10 protein-coding genes and 1 pseudogene are annotated in these 13,136 nt (G+C 65.9%); 2 read left to right on the top strand and 9 right to left on the bottom strand.

Translation table 11 applies throughout. The features are described from left to right. Nucleotides 1–9 precede the first annotated feature (9 nt). The 9 genes from bamA to rpsB all read right to left on the bottom strand — a co-directional run bounded on the left by bamA (nucleotide 10) and on the right by rpsB (nucleotide 10,026). Nucleotides 10–2,343: an outer membrane protein assembly factor BamA gene (bamA, locus tag D0901_RS10235; RefSeq protein WP_203234851.1), complete on the bottom strand. Its 2,334-nt coding sequence runs from the start codon at nucleotides 2,341–2,343 to the stop codon at nucleotides 10–12. 278 nt (nucleotides 2,344–2,621) lie between these two features. Further along, entirely contained in the window at nucleotides 2,622–3,977 is a 1,356-nt protein-coding gene (gene rseP, locus D0901_RS10230) for a sigma E protease regulator RseP (protein WP_129140206.1), read from the bottom strand. Between the two features lie 15 nt (nucleotides 3,978–3,992). Next, nucleotides 3,993–5,210 (bottom strand): 1-deoxy-D-xylulose-5-phosphate reductoisomerase, encoded by a 1,218-nt coding sequence (ispC, locus tag D0901_RS10225; protein WP_129140205.1) that lies wholly within the window; start codon nucleotides 5,208–5,210, stop codon nucleotides 3,993–3,995. Between the two features lie 10 nt (nucleotides 5,211–5,220). Then, nucleotides 5,221–6,018, bottom strand: a complete 798-nt coding sequence (locus D0901_RS10220; protein ID WP_129140204.1) for a phosphatidate cytidylyltransferase — start codon at nucleotides 6,016–6,018, stop codon at nucleotides 5,221–5,223. Further along, nucleotides 6,011–6,754, bottom strand: a complete 744-nt coding sequence (gene uppS, locus D0901_RS10215; RefSeq protein WP_129140203.1) for a polyprenyl diphosphate synthase — start codon at nucleotides 6,752–6,754, stop codon at nucleotides 6,011–6,013. The genes D0901_RS10220 and uppS overlap by 8 nt, the downstream gene beginning before the upstream one ends. Nucleotides 6,755–6,812: 58 nt before the next feature. After that, the gene (gene frr / locus D0901_RS10210; protein WP_129140202.1) at nucleotides 6,813–7,370 is read right to left on the bottom strand and encodes a ribosome recycling factor; all 558 of its coding nucleotides are present in this window, start codon (nucleotides 7,368–7,370) and stop codon (nucleotides 6,813–6,815) included. Nucleotides 7,371–7,374: 4 nt separating this feature from the next. Further along, complete coding sequence (gene pyrH / locus D0901_RS10205) at nucleotides 7,375–8,136, bottom strand: UMP kinase (protein ID WP_129140201.1); 762 nt, start codon at nucleotides 8,134–8,136, stop codon at nucleotides 7,375–7,377. A gap of 112 nt (nucleotides 8,137–8,248) precedes the next feature. Further along, entirely contained in the window at nucleotides 8,249–9,118 is an 870-nt protein-coding gene (tsf, locus tag D0901_RS10200; protein ID WP_129140200.1) for a translation elongation factor Ts, read from the bottom strand. Between the two features lie 176 nt (nucleotides 9,119–9,294). Continuing rightward, the gene (rpsB, locus tag D0901_RS10195) at nucleotides 9,295–10,026 is read right to left on the bottom strand and encodes a 30S ribosomal protein S2 (protein WP_129140199.1); all 732 of its coding nucleotides are present in this window, start codon (nucleotides 10,024–10,026) and stop codon (nucleotides 9,295–9,297) included. A gap of 277 nt (nucleotides 10,027–10,303) precedes the next feature. Between rpsB and map the strand changes: the two genes are divergently transcribed. Beyond that, entirely contained in the window at nucleotides 10,304–11,092 is a 789-nt protein-coding gene (gene map, locus D0901_RS10190) for a type I methionyl aminopeptidase (protein ID WP_129140198.1), read from the top strand. A 61-nt stretch (nucleotides 11,093–11,153) separates the two neighbouring features. After that, nucleotides 11,154–13,136, top strand: a pseudogene (locus tag D0901_RS10185) ([protein-PII] uridylyltransferase family protein); the annotation flags it as partial.

The following is a 13,136-nucleotide window of genomic DNA, read 5'->3' as shown; positions in this document are numbered from 1 at the left end:
CTCACCGCCTCAGAAGGTCTGGCCGAGGGAGAACTGGAAGACCTGGGTATCGTCACCGCTCTTCTCGTTGAGCGGCTTGGCCACGCTGAAGGTCAACGGCCCCACCGGCGTCAGCCAGGACAGGCCGAGACCGACGCTGTAGCGCAGCTCGTCGAGGTGGACCCCGCTTTCGCAGTTGGAACTCTCCCCGTCGGGCACGTCATAGCACTCGGTGAGGAAGGTGTTGCCGGTATCGAGGAACACGCTGGTCTGCAGCGAGCGATGATCGTCGACGAACGGGAACGGATAGATCAGTTCGACGGACCCTTCCAGCAGCACGTTGCCGCCGAGGGTATCGTCGTCGCCGTCGTTGCGCTTGGTGGTCCTCGGCCCCAGGGTGTTGCCGGAGAAGCCGCGCACCGAGCCCAGACCGCCGGCGTAGAAGTTCTCGTAGAACGGATAGGGATCGTTGCCGATGGTGTCGGCGTAACCCAGCGTCGAGGCGAACTTCAGCGACCAGTCGGGCGAGAGCTCGAACAGCTTCTGACCGCGATAGCGCAGCTTGTAGTACTGGGCATCGGAGCCGGGCACCGCCGTCTCCAGCGAGACGCGCTGATAGCTGCCGTCGGTGGGCAGGATGCCGCGGTTGAGGTTGTTGCGCGTCCAGCTGCTGGTCAGCTTGTAGCTGACGGCGTCCTTGCCCTGGCTGTCGACGTATTCGACGATCTCATAGGGCGTGTCGTTATAGGTCTTGATCGACAGATTCTCGAGGCCCACCCCGAAATTCAGACGGGTGATATCGTTGATCGGATAACCGAAGTTGATGTCGCCGCCGAAGGTATCGGTGGAATAGGTCGAGATATCGGAATCTTCGTAGTCGGTCTCGCGGTAGTAGACGTTGAAGCCGCGCGAGATGCCGTCCAGCGTCCAGTACGGATCGGTGAACCCGAAGTTGAGACTGGTGTAGGTGTCGCTGCGCTGGGCGCCGATATCCACCTGATTGCCGGTCCCGAGGAAGTTCTTCTGCGACAGCGAGGCGCCATAGATCACCCCGGCGGTCTGCGAGAAGCCGACGCTCGCCGAGATCGAGCCGGACGGCTGTTCCTGGACGTTGTAGGTGACGTCGACCTGATCGGGCTCGCCGGGCACCGGGCGGGTCTCGACATCGACCTGCTTGAAGAAGCCCAGCCGCTCGAGGCGCTGCTTGGACTGGCTGATCTTGTCGGTGGACGCCGGCGCGCCCTCCAGCTGAATCATCTCGCGGCGCAGCACTTCATCCTGGGTGGTGGTGTTGCCCTCGAAATTGATGCGCCGCACGTAGGCCCGGTCACCCGGCTCGACCAGGAAGGTCACGTCGACGGTGTCGCCGTCCTTGTCCACCTCGGGCACGCTCTCGACATTGGCGAAGGCGAAGCCCTCGGCGCCGAGTTTCTGCCGCAGCGCCTCGGCCGAGGCGGTCAGCGTGCTGCGCGAATAGACGTCGCCGGATTTCGCGGTGATCAGCTCGCGCGCCTTGGCTTCGGAAATCTTCAAGTCACCGGCGAACTTGATCTGGTCGATGCGGTAACGCTTGCCCTCGTTGACGTTGATGGTCACGAAGATCTTCGACTTGTCGGGGCTGATCGCCACCTGGGTGGAGGTGATGGCGAAGTTCACGTAGCCGCGATCGAGGTACCAGGAGCGCAGCGACTCCAGATCGCCGGACAGTTTCTCGCGGGAATACTCATCGTCGGAGAACCAGCCGAAGAACCAGCCGGGACGATCCTCGAGCTGCAACTGGTCACGCAGGGTCGCGTCGGAGAAGGCCTGGTTGCCGACGATGTTGATCTGGCGGATCTTGGCCACCGCCCCTTCGTTGACCTTGATGTCCACCTGCACGCGGTTGCGGCTCACCGGCTCCACCTCGGTGTCGATGGTGGCGCTGTAGCGTCCCTGGGCATGATAGAGCTGCTCGAGCTGACGCTGGACCTCGTCGAGCGTGGCGCGCTGCAGGACCTGGCCCTCGGCGAGCCCGGTGTCCTTCATGCCCTTGCGCAGGTCATCGTCGGAGATCTGCGAGTTGCCCTCGATGTCGATCTCCGAGATCGAGGGGCGTTCGACGACGTGGACGATCAGCACGTCGCCGTCGCGGGCCAGACGGACGTCCTCGAACAGCCCGGTATCGAAGAGCTGCTTGGCTGCGTCGGCCAATTCACGGTCATCGACGCGCTCGCTGGCGGCGATCGGGAACGCGTTGAAGACGGACGCGGCGGAAACGCGCTGCAGCCCCTCCACGCGAATGTCCGACACGGTGAACGATTCCGCCAGGGCCGTCTGGGTGCTGCAGAGCAGTAGTGCCGCCAATCCGATGATCTTGAGTTTCATGCAATCGCTTCGCTCGAGTTGTTCCGCCAGCTCGCTGAACAGGCACCTTATACATTTACTTGGGCCGCTGACAAGGTTGGCCACGACGCGTGTCTCTTGTCGCGGCGCAGCGACGCCAAGCGCTTCATGACGGCGCTAGGCTTTATCTGAAAAGTCGACGAGCGAAGGCCAGACAAGGCAAAAATCGGCGAAAGAGCGGAGTTTACGGGGGTGTAAATGAGCATCTTGAGCCGATTTTTAACGCCGTATGGGCGAGCGCAGTACTTTTCAGGCATTGCCTAGAGCCGCATCAGGTCGAAATACAACGCCATCAGCATCAGGGTCCCGACCAGCGCCATGCCGATACGCAGCCCCGCCGCCTGGGCCCGCTCCGACACCGGGCGTCCGCGCACCGCCTCGATCAGGTAATAGACCAGATGGCCGCCGTCGAGCACCGGGATCGGCAGCAGATTCAGCACGCCCAGGCTGATCGACAGGTAGGCCATGAACCCGATGAAGCTCTCCAGACCGCTGCGCGCGGTGTCGCCGGCGATTCGCGCGATGGTGATCGGCCCCGACAGATTGCTCGGCGAGATCAGCCCCTGCAGCATCTTGCGGATCGAATCCAGCGTCAGCCAGGTCATCTCCCCGGTCTTGTTCAGCGCCTGACCGACCGCCGCCAGCGGGCCGTAGCGAATCTCGCGGCGGTAGGCCTCGGGCCAGCTCACCGGCGCCACGCCGGCACCGATGTAACCGATGGTTTCCCCGTCCTGCGCGTGGCTCGCCGGGATCAGCGTCACCTGACGGTGGTGACCGTCACGCTCGACATCCAGCGTCAGCGAGTCGCCGGGATGGGCACGGACCGTCTCGACGAAGGCCATCCAGTCGGCGACCGGCCGGCCGTCGATGGCCACGATGCGGTCGCCGGCCTGGAGTCCGGCCCGGGCCGCCGCGCCCTCATCGAGAATCCGCCCGAGCACCGCCGGCGTATCGGGGCGCCACGGGGTGACCCCCAGGCTCGACAGCGGCTGCGGTGGGTCCTGGCCCACCAGGTAGTGACTGACCGGTACCCGATGCAGGCGCGGCTCGCCGCCGGCGTCGGCATCGCGCACCGCGATGTCGAGCGGGCGGTCGGTGCCGATGGCGGCCAGCAGCTCGAGGTTGACCGCCTCCCAGGTGGGGGTGGCATCGCCCTCGACCGACACGATCTCCTGACCGCCGGCCAGGCCGCCGCGTGCCGCCGGCGAGTCCGGCGCCACCTCGCCGATCACCGGCGCCACGGCGCTGGTGCCCATGATGAACAGCAGCCAGTAGACGGCAACCGCCAGCAGGAAGTTGGCCAGCGGTCCGGCCACCACGATGGCGATGCGCTTCCAGACACGCTGGCGGTTGAAGGCCCGGTGCCGCTCGCCGGCATCGACCGGCCCCTCGCGCTCGTCGAGCATCTTGACGTAGCCGCCCAGCGGGATCGCGGCGATCGCGTATTCCGTCCCCTGGCGGTCGAGCCGCGACCACAGCGGCTTGCCGAAGCCCACCGAGAAGCGCAGTACCTTCACCCCGCAACGCCGGGCGACCCAGAAATGGCCGAACTCGTGGAAGGTGATCAACAGGCCCAGTACCACGATGGCCGCCAGGATGTTCTGAATCGCGTCCATCCGTTTCTCCTCGCGTTAACGCGCCATCGCCAGCGACGCGATGCGCTGGCCGGCAAGCCGCCGGGCGCGGGCGTCCTCGGCGAGAATCCGCTCCAGTTCGTCGGCGGGCTGTACGTGGCTCGCCTCGAGCACCGACTCGACGACCTCGGCGATGCCGGCAAACCCCAGCCGTCCGTCGAGGAACGCGGCCACGGCGACCTCGTTGGCGGCGTTGAGTACCGCCGGGGCCGTGCCGCCGGCAGCCATCGCCTCGCGGGCCAGCCGCAGGCACGGAAAGGCACCCTCGTCGGGCGGCTCGAAGTCGAGCCGGGCGATCTGGAACAGATCGAGACGCTCGACGCCGGCGGCGATACGCTCGGGCCAGGCCAGCCCGTAGGCGATCGGCGTGCGCATGTCGGGATTGCCCAGCTGGGCGATCACCGAGCCGTCGCTGTAGGCCGCCATGGAGTGGATCACGCTCTGCGGGTGAACCACCACCTGAATCTGCTCGGGGCGCGCGGCGAACAGCCAGCAGGCCTCGATCAGTTCGAGGCCCTTGTTCATCAGCGTGGCACTGTCCACCGAGATCTTGCGGCCCATCGACCAGTTGGGGTGCGCGCAGGCCTGTTCGGGGGTGACGGCGCGCAGCGCCTGTGCCGTCCAGCCACGAAACGGCCCCCCCGAGGCGGTCAGCAGCAACTGGGTCACGCCCACGCCCCCCAGGCTCGTCCGGGCGTCGGGGGGCGGCAGGCACTGGTAGATGGCGTTGTGTTCCGAGTCGATCGGCAGCAGCCGGGCACCGCAGCGGGCGACCTCGTCCATGAACAGGGCACCGGACATCACCAGCGCCTCCTTGTTGGCGAGCAGCACACGCTTGCCGGCGCGCACCGCCGCCAGCGTCGGCAACAGCCCCGCCGCACCGACGATCGCCGCCATCACCACATCGACCTCGCCGGCCTCGGCCACCTCGACCAGAGCCGGCTCACCGGCACGCACCTCGATCGCCAGACGCGCCTCGGCGAGGCGTTCGCGCAACCAGGCGGCATCCACCTCGCGGGAGAGGACGGCCACCGCCGGGCGATGACGACGGCACTGCTCGAGAAGCACCTCGCGTCGGGTGCCGGCGGTCAGGGCATGAATGCGATAACGCTCGGGATGGCGGGCAATGACGTCCAGGGTGCTGGCGCCGATCGAGCCCGTGGCCCCAAGCACGGTGACCGTCTGCGGGCCCCGCGCGGTGGAAAGCTCACTCATCGGGGTCTCCTCAATGCCACAGCCGGAGCAGGGCGAACAGCGGTACCGCCGCGGTGAGGCTGTCGATACGATCGAGTATGCCACCATGGCCCGGCAACAGCCGCCCGGAATCCTTGATGCCCCGCCAGCGCTTGAACATGCTCTCGAGCAGATCGCCGAGTACCGATACCAGGGTGACCCCCACGGTGGTCACCACCAGCCACAGGCCGTCGCCCGGCGACAGCGAGAACCCCAGGGTATAGCCCAGGGCCAGCAGCGCGGTGACCGCCATGCCGCCGTAGACTCCCTCCCAGGACTTGCCGGGGCTCACCCGGGGAGCGAGCTTGCGACGCCCGAAGCGACGGCCGGCGAAGTAGGCGCCGATGTCCGCCAGCCAGACCAGCAGCAGCACATAGAGCAGCCACTGGGCGCCGCTGTCGCGCAGCTGTACGAAACCGGCCCAGCAGGGCAGCAGCACCCACAGCCCGATCGTCAGTCGGGCCGTCACGCTGCGCCACTGGCGCCCGCGGTCCGGATAGCCGGCGACCCAGTAGACGCTCACCAACCAGCCCGCACAGGCCACCCACAGCGGCCAGGCGGCATTCACGGCGTCCGAGTACCAGCCCGCCAGCATCAGCAGCGCCAGCAGGGCAACATAGCCGAGCCGCCCGGCGACACCGGCGACCCCGGCAAGATTGGTCCACTCCCAGCCGGCGAGCAGGATCACGGCGGCGGTGAACACGGCGAAGGCACCGCCGGAAAGGCCGAACAGCCCGGCCAGCACCAGCGGCGCCAGAATCACGGCGGTAATGATGCGCTGTCTAAGCACCCTGAGCCTCGATCTGTTCCTGGGTCATGCCGAAACGACGCTGGCGGCGACGGAAGTCGTCGAGCGCCTCGTCGAAGGCATCACCCCCGAAATCGGGCCACAGTAACGACGAGAAGTGGAATTCGGAGTAGGCCAGCTGCCAGAGCAGGAAATTGGACACCCGCAATTCGCCGCTGGTGCGGATGCACAGGTCGACCGGCGGCGCGCTGGCGCGACCGATCTCGGCGTCGAGCGAGGCTTCGTCGATCTGCTCGGCCGTCATCTCGCCGGCCTCGACGCGCCGGGCCAGGCGCTGCGCGGCCAGCGCGATGTCGCGCTGGCCACCGTAGTTGGCGGCGACGATCAGATGCAGGCCGGTGTTGTCGCGGGTCAACGACTCGGCCCGGGCGATGTACTGCTGGATGGTCTCGGAGAACCGCTCACGCTCGCCGATCACCGACAGCCGGATGCCGTTGTCGTGCAGCTTCCTGACCTCGCGCTTGAGCACCATCAGGAACAGCTCCATCAGCGCGCGAACCTCGGCGGGTGGCCGCTTCCAGTTCTCGCTGGAGAAGGCGAACAGGGTCAGGGTCTCGATGCCCCGTTCGGCCGCCCGGCGAATCACCGCACGCACGGCCTCGACGCCGGCCCGATGACCACGCACGCCCGACAGCCCGTGCGCACGGGCCCAGCGATTGTTGCCGTCCATGATGATCGCCACATGGCGTGGCAGGTTTTGCGACTGCTGTGAACTCATGGTATCTCGCGCGTGGCACCATCCCTGCCCGAGCGACGCGCCGCCGCCCGGGCGCGCATCAGACCTGCAGCAGGTCGTGCTCCTTGCCTTCCAGCAGCTTGTCGATCTCGGCGACGTACTTGTCGGTCAGCTTCTGGATCGCCTCCTCGCCCTGATGCTCGTCGTCCTCGGTGATGGCCTTTTCCTTGAGCAGCGCCTTGATGTCGCTGTTGGCGTCGCGACGCACGTTGCGCACCGCAACGCGGGCATTCTCGGCCTCACTGCGCGCCTGCTTGATATAGCCGCGACGGGTTTCCTCGGTCAGCGCCGGCATCGGCACGCGGATCACCGAACCGGCGGTGGCCGGGTTGAGTCCCAGATCGGAGGTCATGATCGCCTTCTCGACCTTGGGCACCATCGACTTCTCCCAGGGCACCACGGCGAGCGTGCGGGCATCCTCGACGTTGACGCTGGCCACCTGATTGATCGGCATCTGCGAGCCGTAGTACTCCACGGTCACCGCATCGAGGATGCTCGGGTGGGCGCGCCCGGTGCGGATCTTGTGGAAGTTGGCCTGCAGCGACTCCAGGCTCTTCTTCATGCGGACTTCCGCATCCTTCTTGATCTCGTTGATCACGGTTTCAACCTCTGTCTATCAGCGTTCCTTCCTTACCACCCACGACCAGGTTGAGCAACGCTCCGGGCTTGGTCATGTCGAACACGCGGACCGGCATGTCATGGTCCCGTACCAGGCAGATGGCGGTCAAATCCATCACCCCGAGCTTGCGGTCGAGGACTTCGTCGTAGCCGAGCTTGTCGTACTTGACGGCGTCGGCGTGATGGACCGGATCCTTGTCGTAGACACCGTCGACCTTGGTGGCCTTGACCACCACGTCGGCATCGATCTCGATCCCCCGCAGACAGGCCGCGGAATCGGTGGTGAAGAACGGATTGCCGGTGCCGGCGGAGAAGATCACCACATCGCCCGAGGTCAGATAGCGGATCGCCGTGCGCCGGTCGTAATGCTCGACCACCCCGCTCATGGGGATCGCCGACATCACCCGCGAGCGGATGTTCGAGCGCTCCAGCGCATCGCGCATGGCCAGGGCGTTCATCACCGTGGCCAGCATGCCCATGTGGTCGCCGGTCACGCGCTCCATGCCCGCGGCATGCAGCGCCGCGCCGCGAAACAGGTTGCCCCCGCCGACCACGATTCCCACCTGAACGCCGATACCGACCAGCTGGCCGATCTCCAGCGCCATGCGGTCGAGCACCTTGGGATCGATGCCGAACTCACCGTCGCCCATCAACGCTTCGCCGGACAACTTGAGCAGAATACGCTTGTACTTCGACTTGTCGCTACGCTCCGGTGACTTGGCATTGCGGTCGGGAATGGCAGGCATGCGGGATTCTCCTGGTAACGGCGGGATGTGACTGCCGGTGACTGACCACCGGCCGGATACACGATGGCGTGCGCCCTAAGCGCACGCCATGCGACAACCAGAAGCTAGGACCTCAGCTGCGGCGAGCCTGTTCCATCACTTCCTTGGCAAAATCGACTTCTTCCTTCTCGATGCCTTCGCCGACCTCGTAGCGGGTGAAGCCGACCACTTCGCCACCCTGCGACTTGACGTAGTCGGCGACGCTGGTGTTCGGATCCTTGACGAAGGGCTGCTCGGTCAGGCTGTTCTCGGCGAGGTACTTCTTGAGACGGCCCTGGACCATCTTCTCGGCAATGTTCTCCGGCTTGCCGGCCATGTCGGGCTGGGCCAGGATGATCGCCTTTTCCTTGTCGAGCTCTTCCTGCGGCATGTTCTCGGGATGCGCCACCGACGGGTTGATCGCCGCGACGTGCATGGCGACGTCCTTGGCCGCCTCGGCGTTGCCGCCCTTGAGGGTGGTCAGCACGCCGATCCGGCCGCCGTGGACATAGGCGCCGACCACGCCGTCGGCCGGGGCCTCGACGACCACCGCGCGACGCACGCTGATGTTCTCGCCGATCTTCTGGACCAACTGCTCGCGGGCGGTCTCGAGCTCGCCGTCCATCAGGCTGGCGACGTCCTCGCTCTTGGTCTCGAAGACCTTGGCCAGGACCTGGTCGGCAAATGCCTTGAAGTTGTCGTCGCGGGCGACGAAGTCGGTCTCGGAGTTGACCTCGAGCATCACGCCGTAGGTGCCGTCTTCGGCGACGCGAGTGACGATCGCGCCTTCGGCGGCGGTACGACCGGCCTTCTTGGCGGCCTTGAGGCCGGAGTTCTTGCGCAGGTCCTCGATCGCCTGCTCGATGTCACCGCCCGCCTCGGTGAGTGCCTTCTTGCACTCCATCATGCCGAGACCGGTGCGTTCACGCAGTTCCTTGACCAGCGATGCGCTGATAGCTGCCATAGTGGTAAACCTCTGAAAATTCGACGTCGGATAAACGAAAGGCAGAGTCCTCTGCCAGGTATCGAAACACGAGTGGGTTGCGCGACGAAGGGGGCCTCGGCCCCCTTCGCGTACCCCGACCGATCGCGGCGCCAGACTAGCCGGCGAAGATGACAGTCAGGATAGGCGCGACACGCTCACTCGGCGACTTCGTTGTTCTCGGTCACTTCGACGAACTCGTCGGGACGCCCTTCCTTCGCCTTGGCGCTGGCGTCGGCGATCGCCTGGACGTAGATCTGGATGGCACGAATCGAGTCGTCGTTGCCCGGGATGACGTAGTCGACGCCGTCCGGATCGGAGTTGGTGTCGACGACACCGATGACCGGAATGCCCAGCTTGTTGGCTTCGTTGATGGCGATGCGCTCATGGTCGACGTCGACCACGAACATCGCATCCGGCAGGCCGCCCATGTCCTTGATACCGCCGATGGCGCGCTCGAGCTTGTCCTGCTCGCGGGTCGCCATCAGGACTTCCTTCTTGGTCAGCTTCTCGAAGGTGCCGTCCTCGCGCATCGCTTCCAGCTCACGCAGGCGCTTGATCGAGACACGGATGGTCTTGTAGTTGGTCAGCATGCCGCCCAGCCAGCGATGGTTGACGAACGGCTGACCGGCGCGGGACGCCTCTTCCTTGATGATCTTGCTGGCGGCACGCTTGGTGCCGACGAACAGGATCTTGTTGTTGGCGGCAGCCATCTTCTCGACCACGGCGGCGGCGTCGTTGAGCGCCGGCAGGGTGTGTTCGAGGTTGATGATGTGGATCTTGTTGCGCGCACCGAAGATGAACTTGCTCATCTTCGGGTTCCAGTACTTGGTCTGGTGGCCGAAATGGGCGCCTGCCTTGAGCAGGTCACGCATGTTGACTTGCGCCATGGGGATGTCTCCTGATGAATCGGGTTAGGCCTCCATGCACCCCATGGATCCGACCGCGGCACGCCTGTCGGCGTCGACCTCGGCACCCGGGACCATGTGACGGTGCATGTGTGTTTTCAAGGCGTTGATGATATCGCCGCCTGCCGCTCGCGCTGCCCGACCGGGCCGTGAGCGCATTGCAGTCAAGCGCGCGGCTTTATACCATAGAATGATGCTCAGATGAAGCCGCCGGTGCCTTGCCCGGCGGCTCTCGCCCCATTTCCCGACCCGAGATTCCATGAACGTCCCGATCAATACCCCCGACGATATCGAGAAGCTGAAGATAGCCGGACGCTGCGCCGCCCAGGTGCTCGAGATGATCGCCGAACATGTCCGCCCGGGCATCTCGACCGGCGAGATCGACAAGCTGTGCCAGGACTACCTGGAGCAGGAGCTGGGCTGCGTATCGGCCACCATCGGCTACCACGGTTACCAGCACGCCACCTGCATCTCGCTCAACCATGTGGTGTGCCACGGCATACCCGATTTCAGCAAGGTGCTGAAGAAGGGCGACATCTTCAATATCGACGTCACCGTGATCAAGGATGGCTACTATGGTGACACCAGCCGCATGTTCGTGGTCGGCGAGAACATCAAGGGCGAGCGGCTCTCCCAGGTGACCCAGGAGTGCCTGTACAAGTCGCTCGCCATCGTCAAGGAAGGCACCCGCCTGTCCGACATCGGCAAGACGATCCAGGCCCACGCCGAAGACAACGGCTACAGCGTGGTGCGCGACTTCTGTGGCCACGGCATCGGCAAGAATTTCCACGAGGAACCGCAGGTATTGCATTATGACGGTTACGAGCCGCACAACGACCTGGTCCTCAAGGAAGGCATGTGCCTCACCATCGAGCCGATGATCAATGCCGGCAAGCACCAGACCAAGGTGCTCAAGGATGGCTGGACGGCGGTCACGCGCGACAAGTCCCTTTCGGCCCAGTGGGAGCATACGCTGGTGGTCACCAAGGGCGGCTGCATCGTCACCACGGCGCGTCACGACGAGGACCTGGCGTTTCTCGACGGCTGACACGCCGCCCGGGCTGCGCCCGCCCCACCGGCCACGCCCCATCCTCGGAGAGCCATCGCGCATGCTGCTGCACCACTACCGCTTCGTCCCCGACGAGACCCTGTTCGACGTCGACGCCTTTCGCGCCGAACTCGACACCAGCCGTGCGCCGATCCCCGTGTACAAGCAGGCGCTGCGCGAGCTTCAGGAGCGCCTCGATGCGCGCTTTCGCGCCGGCACCGACATCCGCGACCTGATCCACGGCCGCGCCTGGTGCCTGGACCGGCTGCTGGCGATCGCCTGGGAGCGTCACGCCTGGCCGGACGACGGCGTCGCCCTGCTCGCGGTGGGTGGCTACGGGCGCGGCGAGCTGCACCCGCACTCCGACGTCGATCTGCTGCTGCTGCTCGAGCACGATGACGACACGCCCTACCGCGAACCGCTGACCGCCTTCATCACCTTTCTCTGGGACATCGGTCTGGAGATCGGCCACAGCGTGCGTTCGCTGGCCGACTGCGAGCGCGAGGCACGGGGCGACGTCACGGTGATCACCAACCTGCTCGAGACGCGCACCCTGGCCGGTCCCGAGCCGCTGCGCGCGGCGATGACCGAACGCCTGTCGAGCCAGCACATGTGGCCGCCGGCGCAGTTCTTCGAGGCCAAGTGGCAGGAGCAGATCACCCGCCACTACAAGCACAACAACTCCGAGTACCAGCTCGAGCCCAACATCAAGAGCTCGCCCGGCGGGCTGCGCGACATCCAGATGATCGGCTGGGTGGCCAAGCGCTACTTCGGCCCGCTGCGCTACGAGGAAGTGGTCGCCCAGGGCTTCATGAACGATGCCGAGCTGCAGATTCTCAGCCAGGGGCAGGCCTTTCTCTGGCAGGTGCGCTACGCGCTGCACATGCTCACCGGCCGCGCCGAGGATCGCCTGCTGTTCGACCACCAGCGCGCCGTCGCCGAGCTGTTCGGCTATCGCGACTCGCCGGAACGCCTGGGCGTCGAGCAGTTCATGAAGCGCTACTACCGTCACGTCACCGCCCTGGCCGGGCTCAACGACATGCTGCTGCAGCATTTCGACGAGATGATCCTGCGCGCCGACGAGGCGCTCGAGACCCGCCCGCTCAACGCCCGCTTCGAGATCAAGGGCGGCTACATCCAGGCCCGCCACCCGCGGGTCTTCCGGCGCCGGCCCGGGGCGCTGCTCGAGCTGTTCCTGCTGATGGCCCAGCACCCCGAGATCGAGGGCGTGCGCGCCGAGACCATTCGCCTGATCCGCGATCACCGCCATCTCATCGACGCGGGCTTCCGCGACGACCTGCGCCACCAGAGCCTGTTCATGGAACTGCTGCGCAGCGGCGGCAACGTGCCCCGCCAGCTCCGCCGCATGAACCGCTACGGCATCCTCGGCAAGTACCTGCCCGAATTCGGTCAGGCGGTGGGGCTGATGCAGCACGACCTGTTCCACCTCTACACGGTCGACGCTCACACCCTGCGACTGCTCAAGTTCATCCAGCGCTTCTCGGCGCCCAGTACGTCACCGAGTTCGGCGAACGCCACGGCCTCACCCAGCGCGACACCCGGCTGGTCGCCTGGCTGGTGGAGCATCACCTGCTGATGTCCAAGACCGCCCAGAAGCGCGACATCTCGGACCCCGACGTGATCCGCGAGTTCGCCCGCCAGATGCGCGACGAGGTCCATCTCGACTACCTCTACGTCCTCACCGTCGCCGACATCACCGCCACCAACCCCTCGCTGTGGAACGGCTGGCGGGCGGCGCTGCTGCGCCAGTTGCACAGCGAGACCAAGCGCGCTTTGCGCCGCGGCCTGGAGAACCCCATCGACCGCGACGACTGGATCCGCGAGACCCGCACCGAGGCGCTCGCCCTGCTGCGCACCCTGGGCGCCGACGAGGCCGAGGTCGAGACACTCTGGGACACCCTCGGCGACGACTACTTCGTCCAGTACACGCCCAGCGAGATCGTCTGGCACACCCAGGGCATCCTCGCCCACGCCGGCTCGCCGCTGCCCATGATCCTGGTCAGTGCCCCCGCCGAGGACACCA

The sequence above is a fragment of the Modicisalibacter coralii genome, assembly GCF_004117855.1.
GTDB lineage: Bacteria > Pseudomonadota > Gammaproteobacteria > Pseudomonadales > Halomonadaceae > Modicisalibacter > Modicisalibacter coralii.
The sequence above is the reverse complement of the archived record's forward strand: the minus strand, read 5'-3'. Positions and strand labels throughout refer to the sequence as shown.

What these genes read in the sequence shown, in the direction of transcription:
- pyrH (WP_129140201.1), bottom strand. Translation starts at nt 8,136, where the DNA reads ATGCCTGCCATTCCCGACCGCAATGCCAAGTCACCGGAGCGTAGCGAC.
- bamA (WP_203234851.1), bottom strand. Translation starts at nt 2,343, where the DNA reads ATGAAACTCAAGATCATCGGATTGGCGGCACTACTGCTCTGCAGCACC.
- tsf (WP_129140200.1), bottom strand. Translation starts at nt 9,118, where the DNA reads ATGGCAGCTATCAGCGCATCGCTGGTCAAGGAACTGCGTGAACGCACC.
- rpsB (WP_129140199.1), bottom strand. Translation starts at nt 10,026, where the DNA reads ATGGCGCAAGTCAACATGCGTGACCTGCTCAAGGCAGGCGCCCATTTC.
- uppS (WP_129140203.1), bottom strand. Translation starts at nt 6,754, where the DNA reads ATGAGTTCACAGCAGTCGCAAAACCTGCCACGCCATGTGGCGATCATC.
- map (WP_129140198.1), top strand. Translation starts at nt 10,304, where the DNA reads ATGAACGTCCCGATCAATACCCCCGACGATATCGAGAAGCTGAAGATA.
- ispC (WP_129140205.1), bottom strand. Translation starts at nt 5,210, where the DNA reads ATGAGTGAGCTTTCCACCGCGCGGGGCCCGCAGACGGTCACCGTGCTT.
- rseP (WP_129140206.1), bottom strand. Translation starts at nt 3,977, where the DNA reads ATGGACGCGATTCAGAACATCCTGGCGGCCATCGTGGTACTGGGCCTG.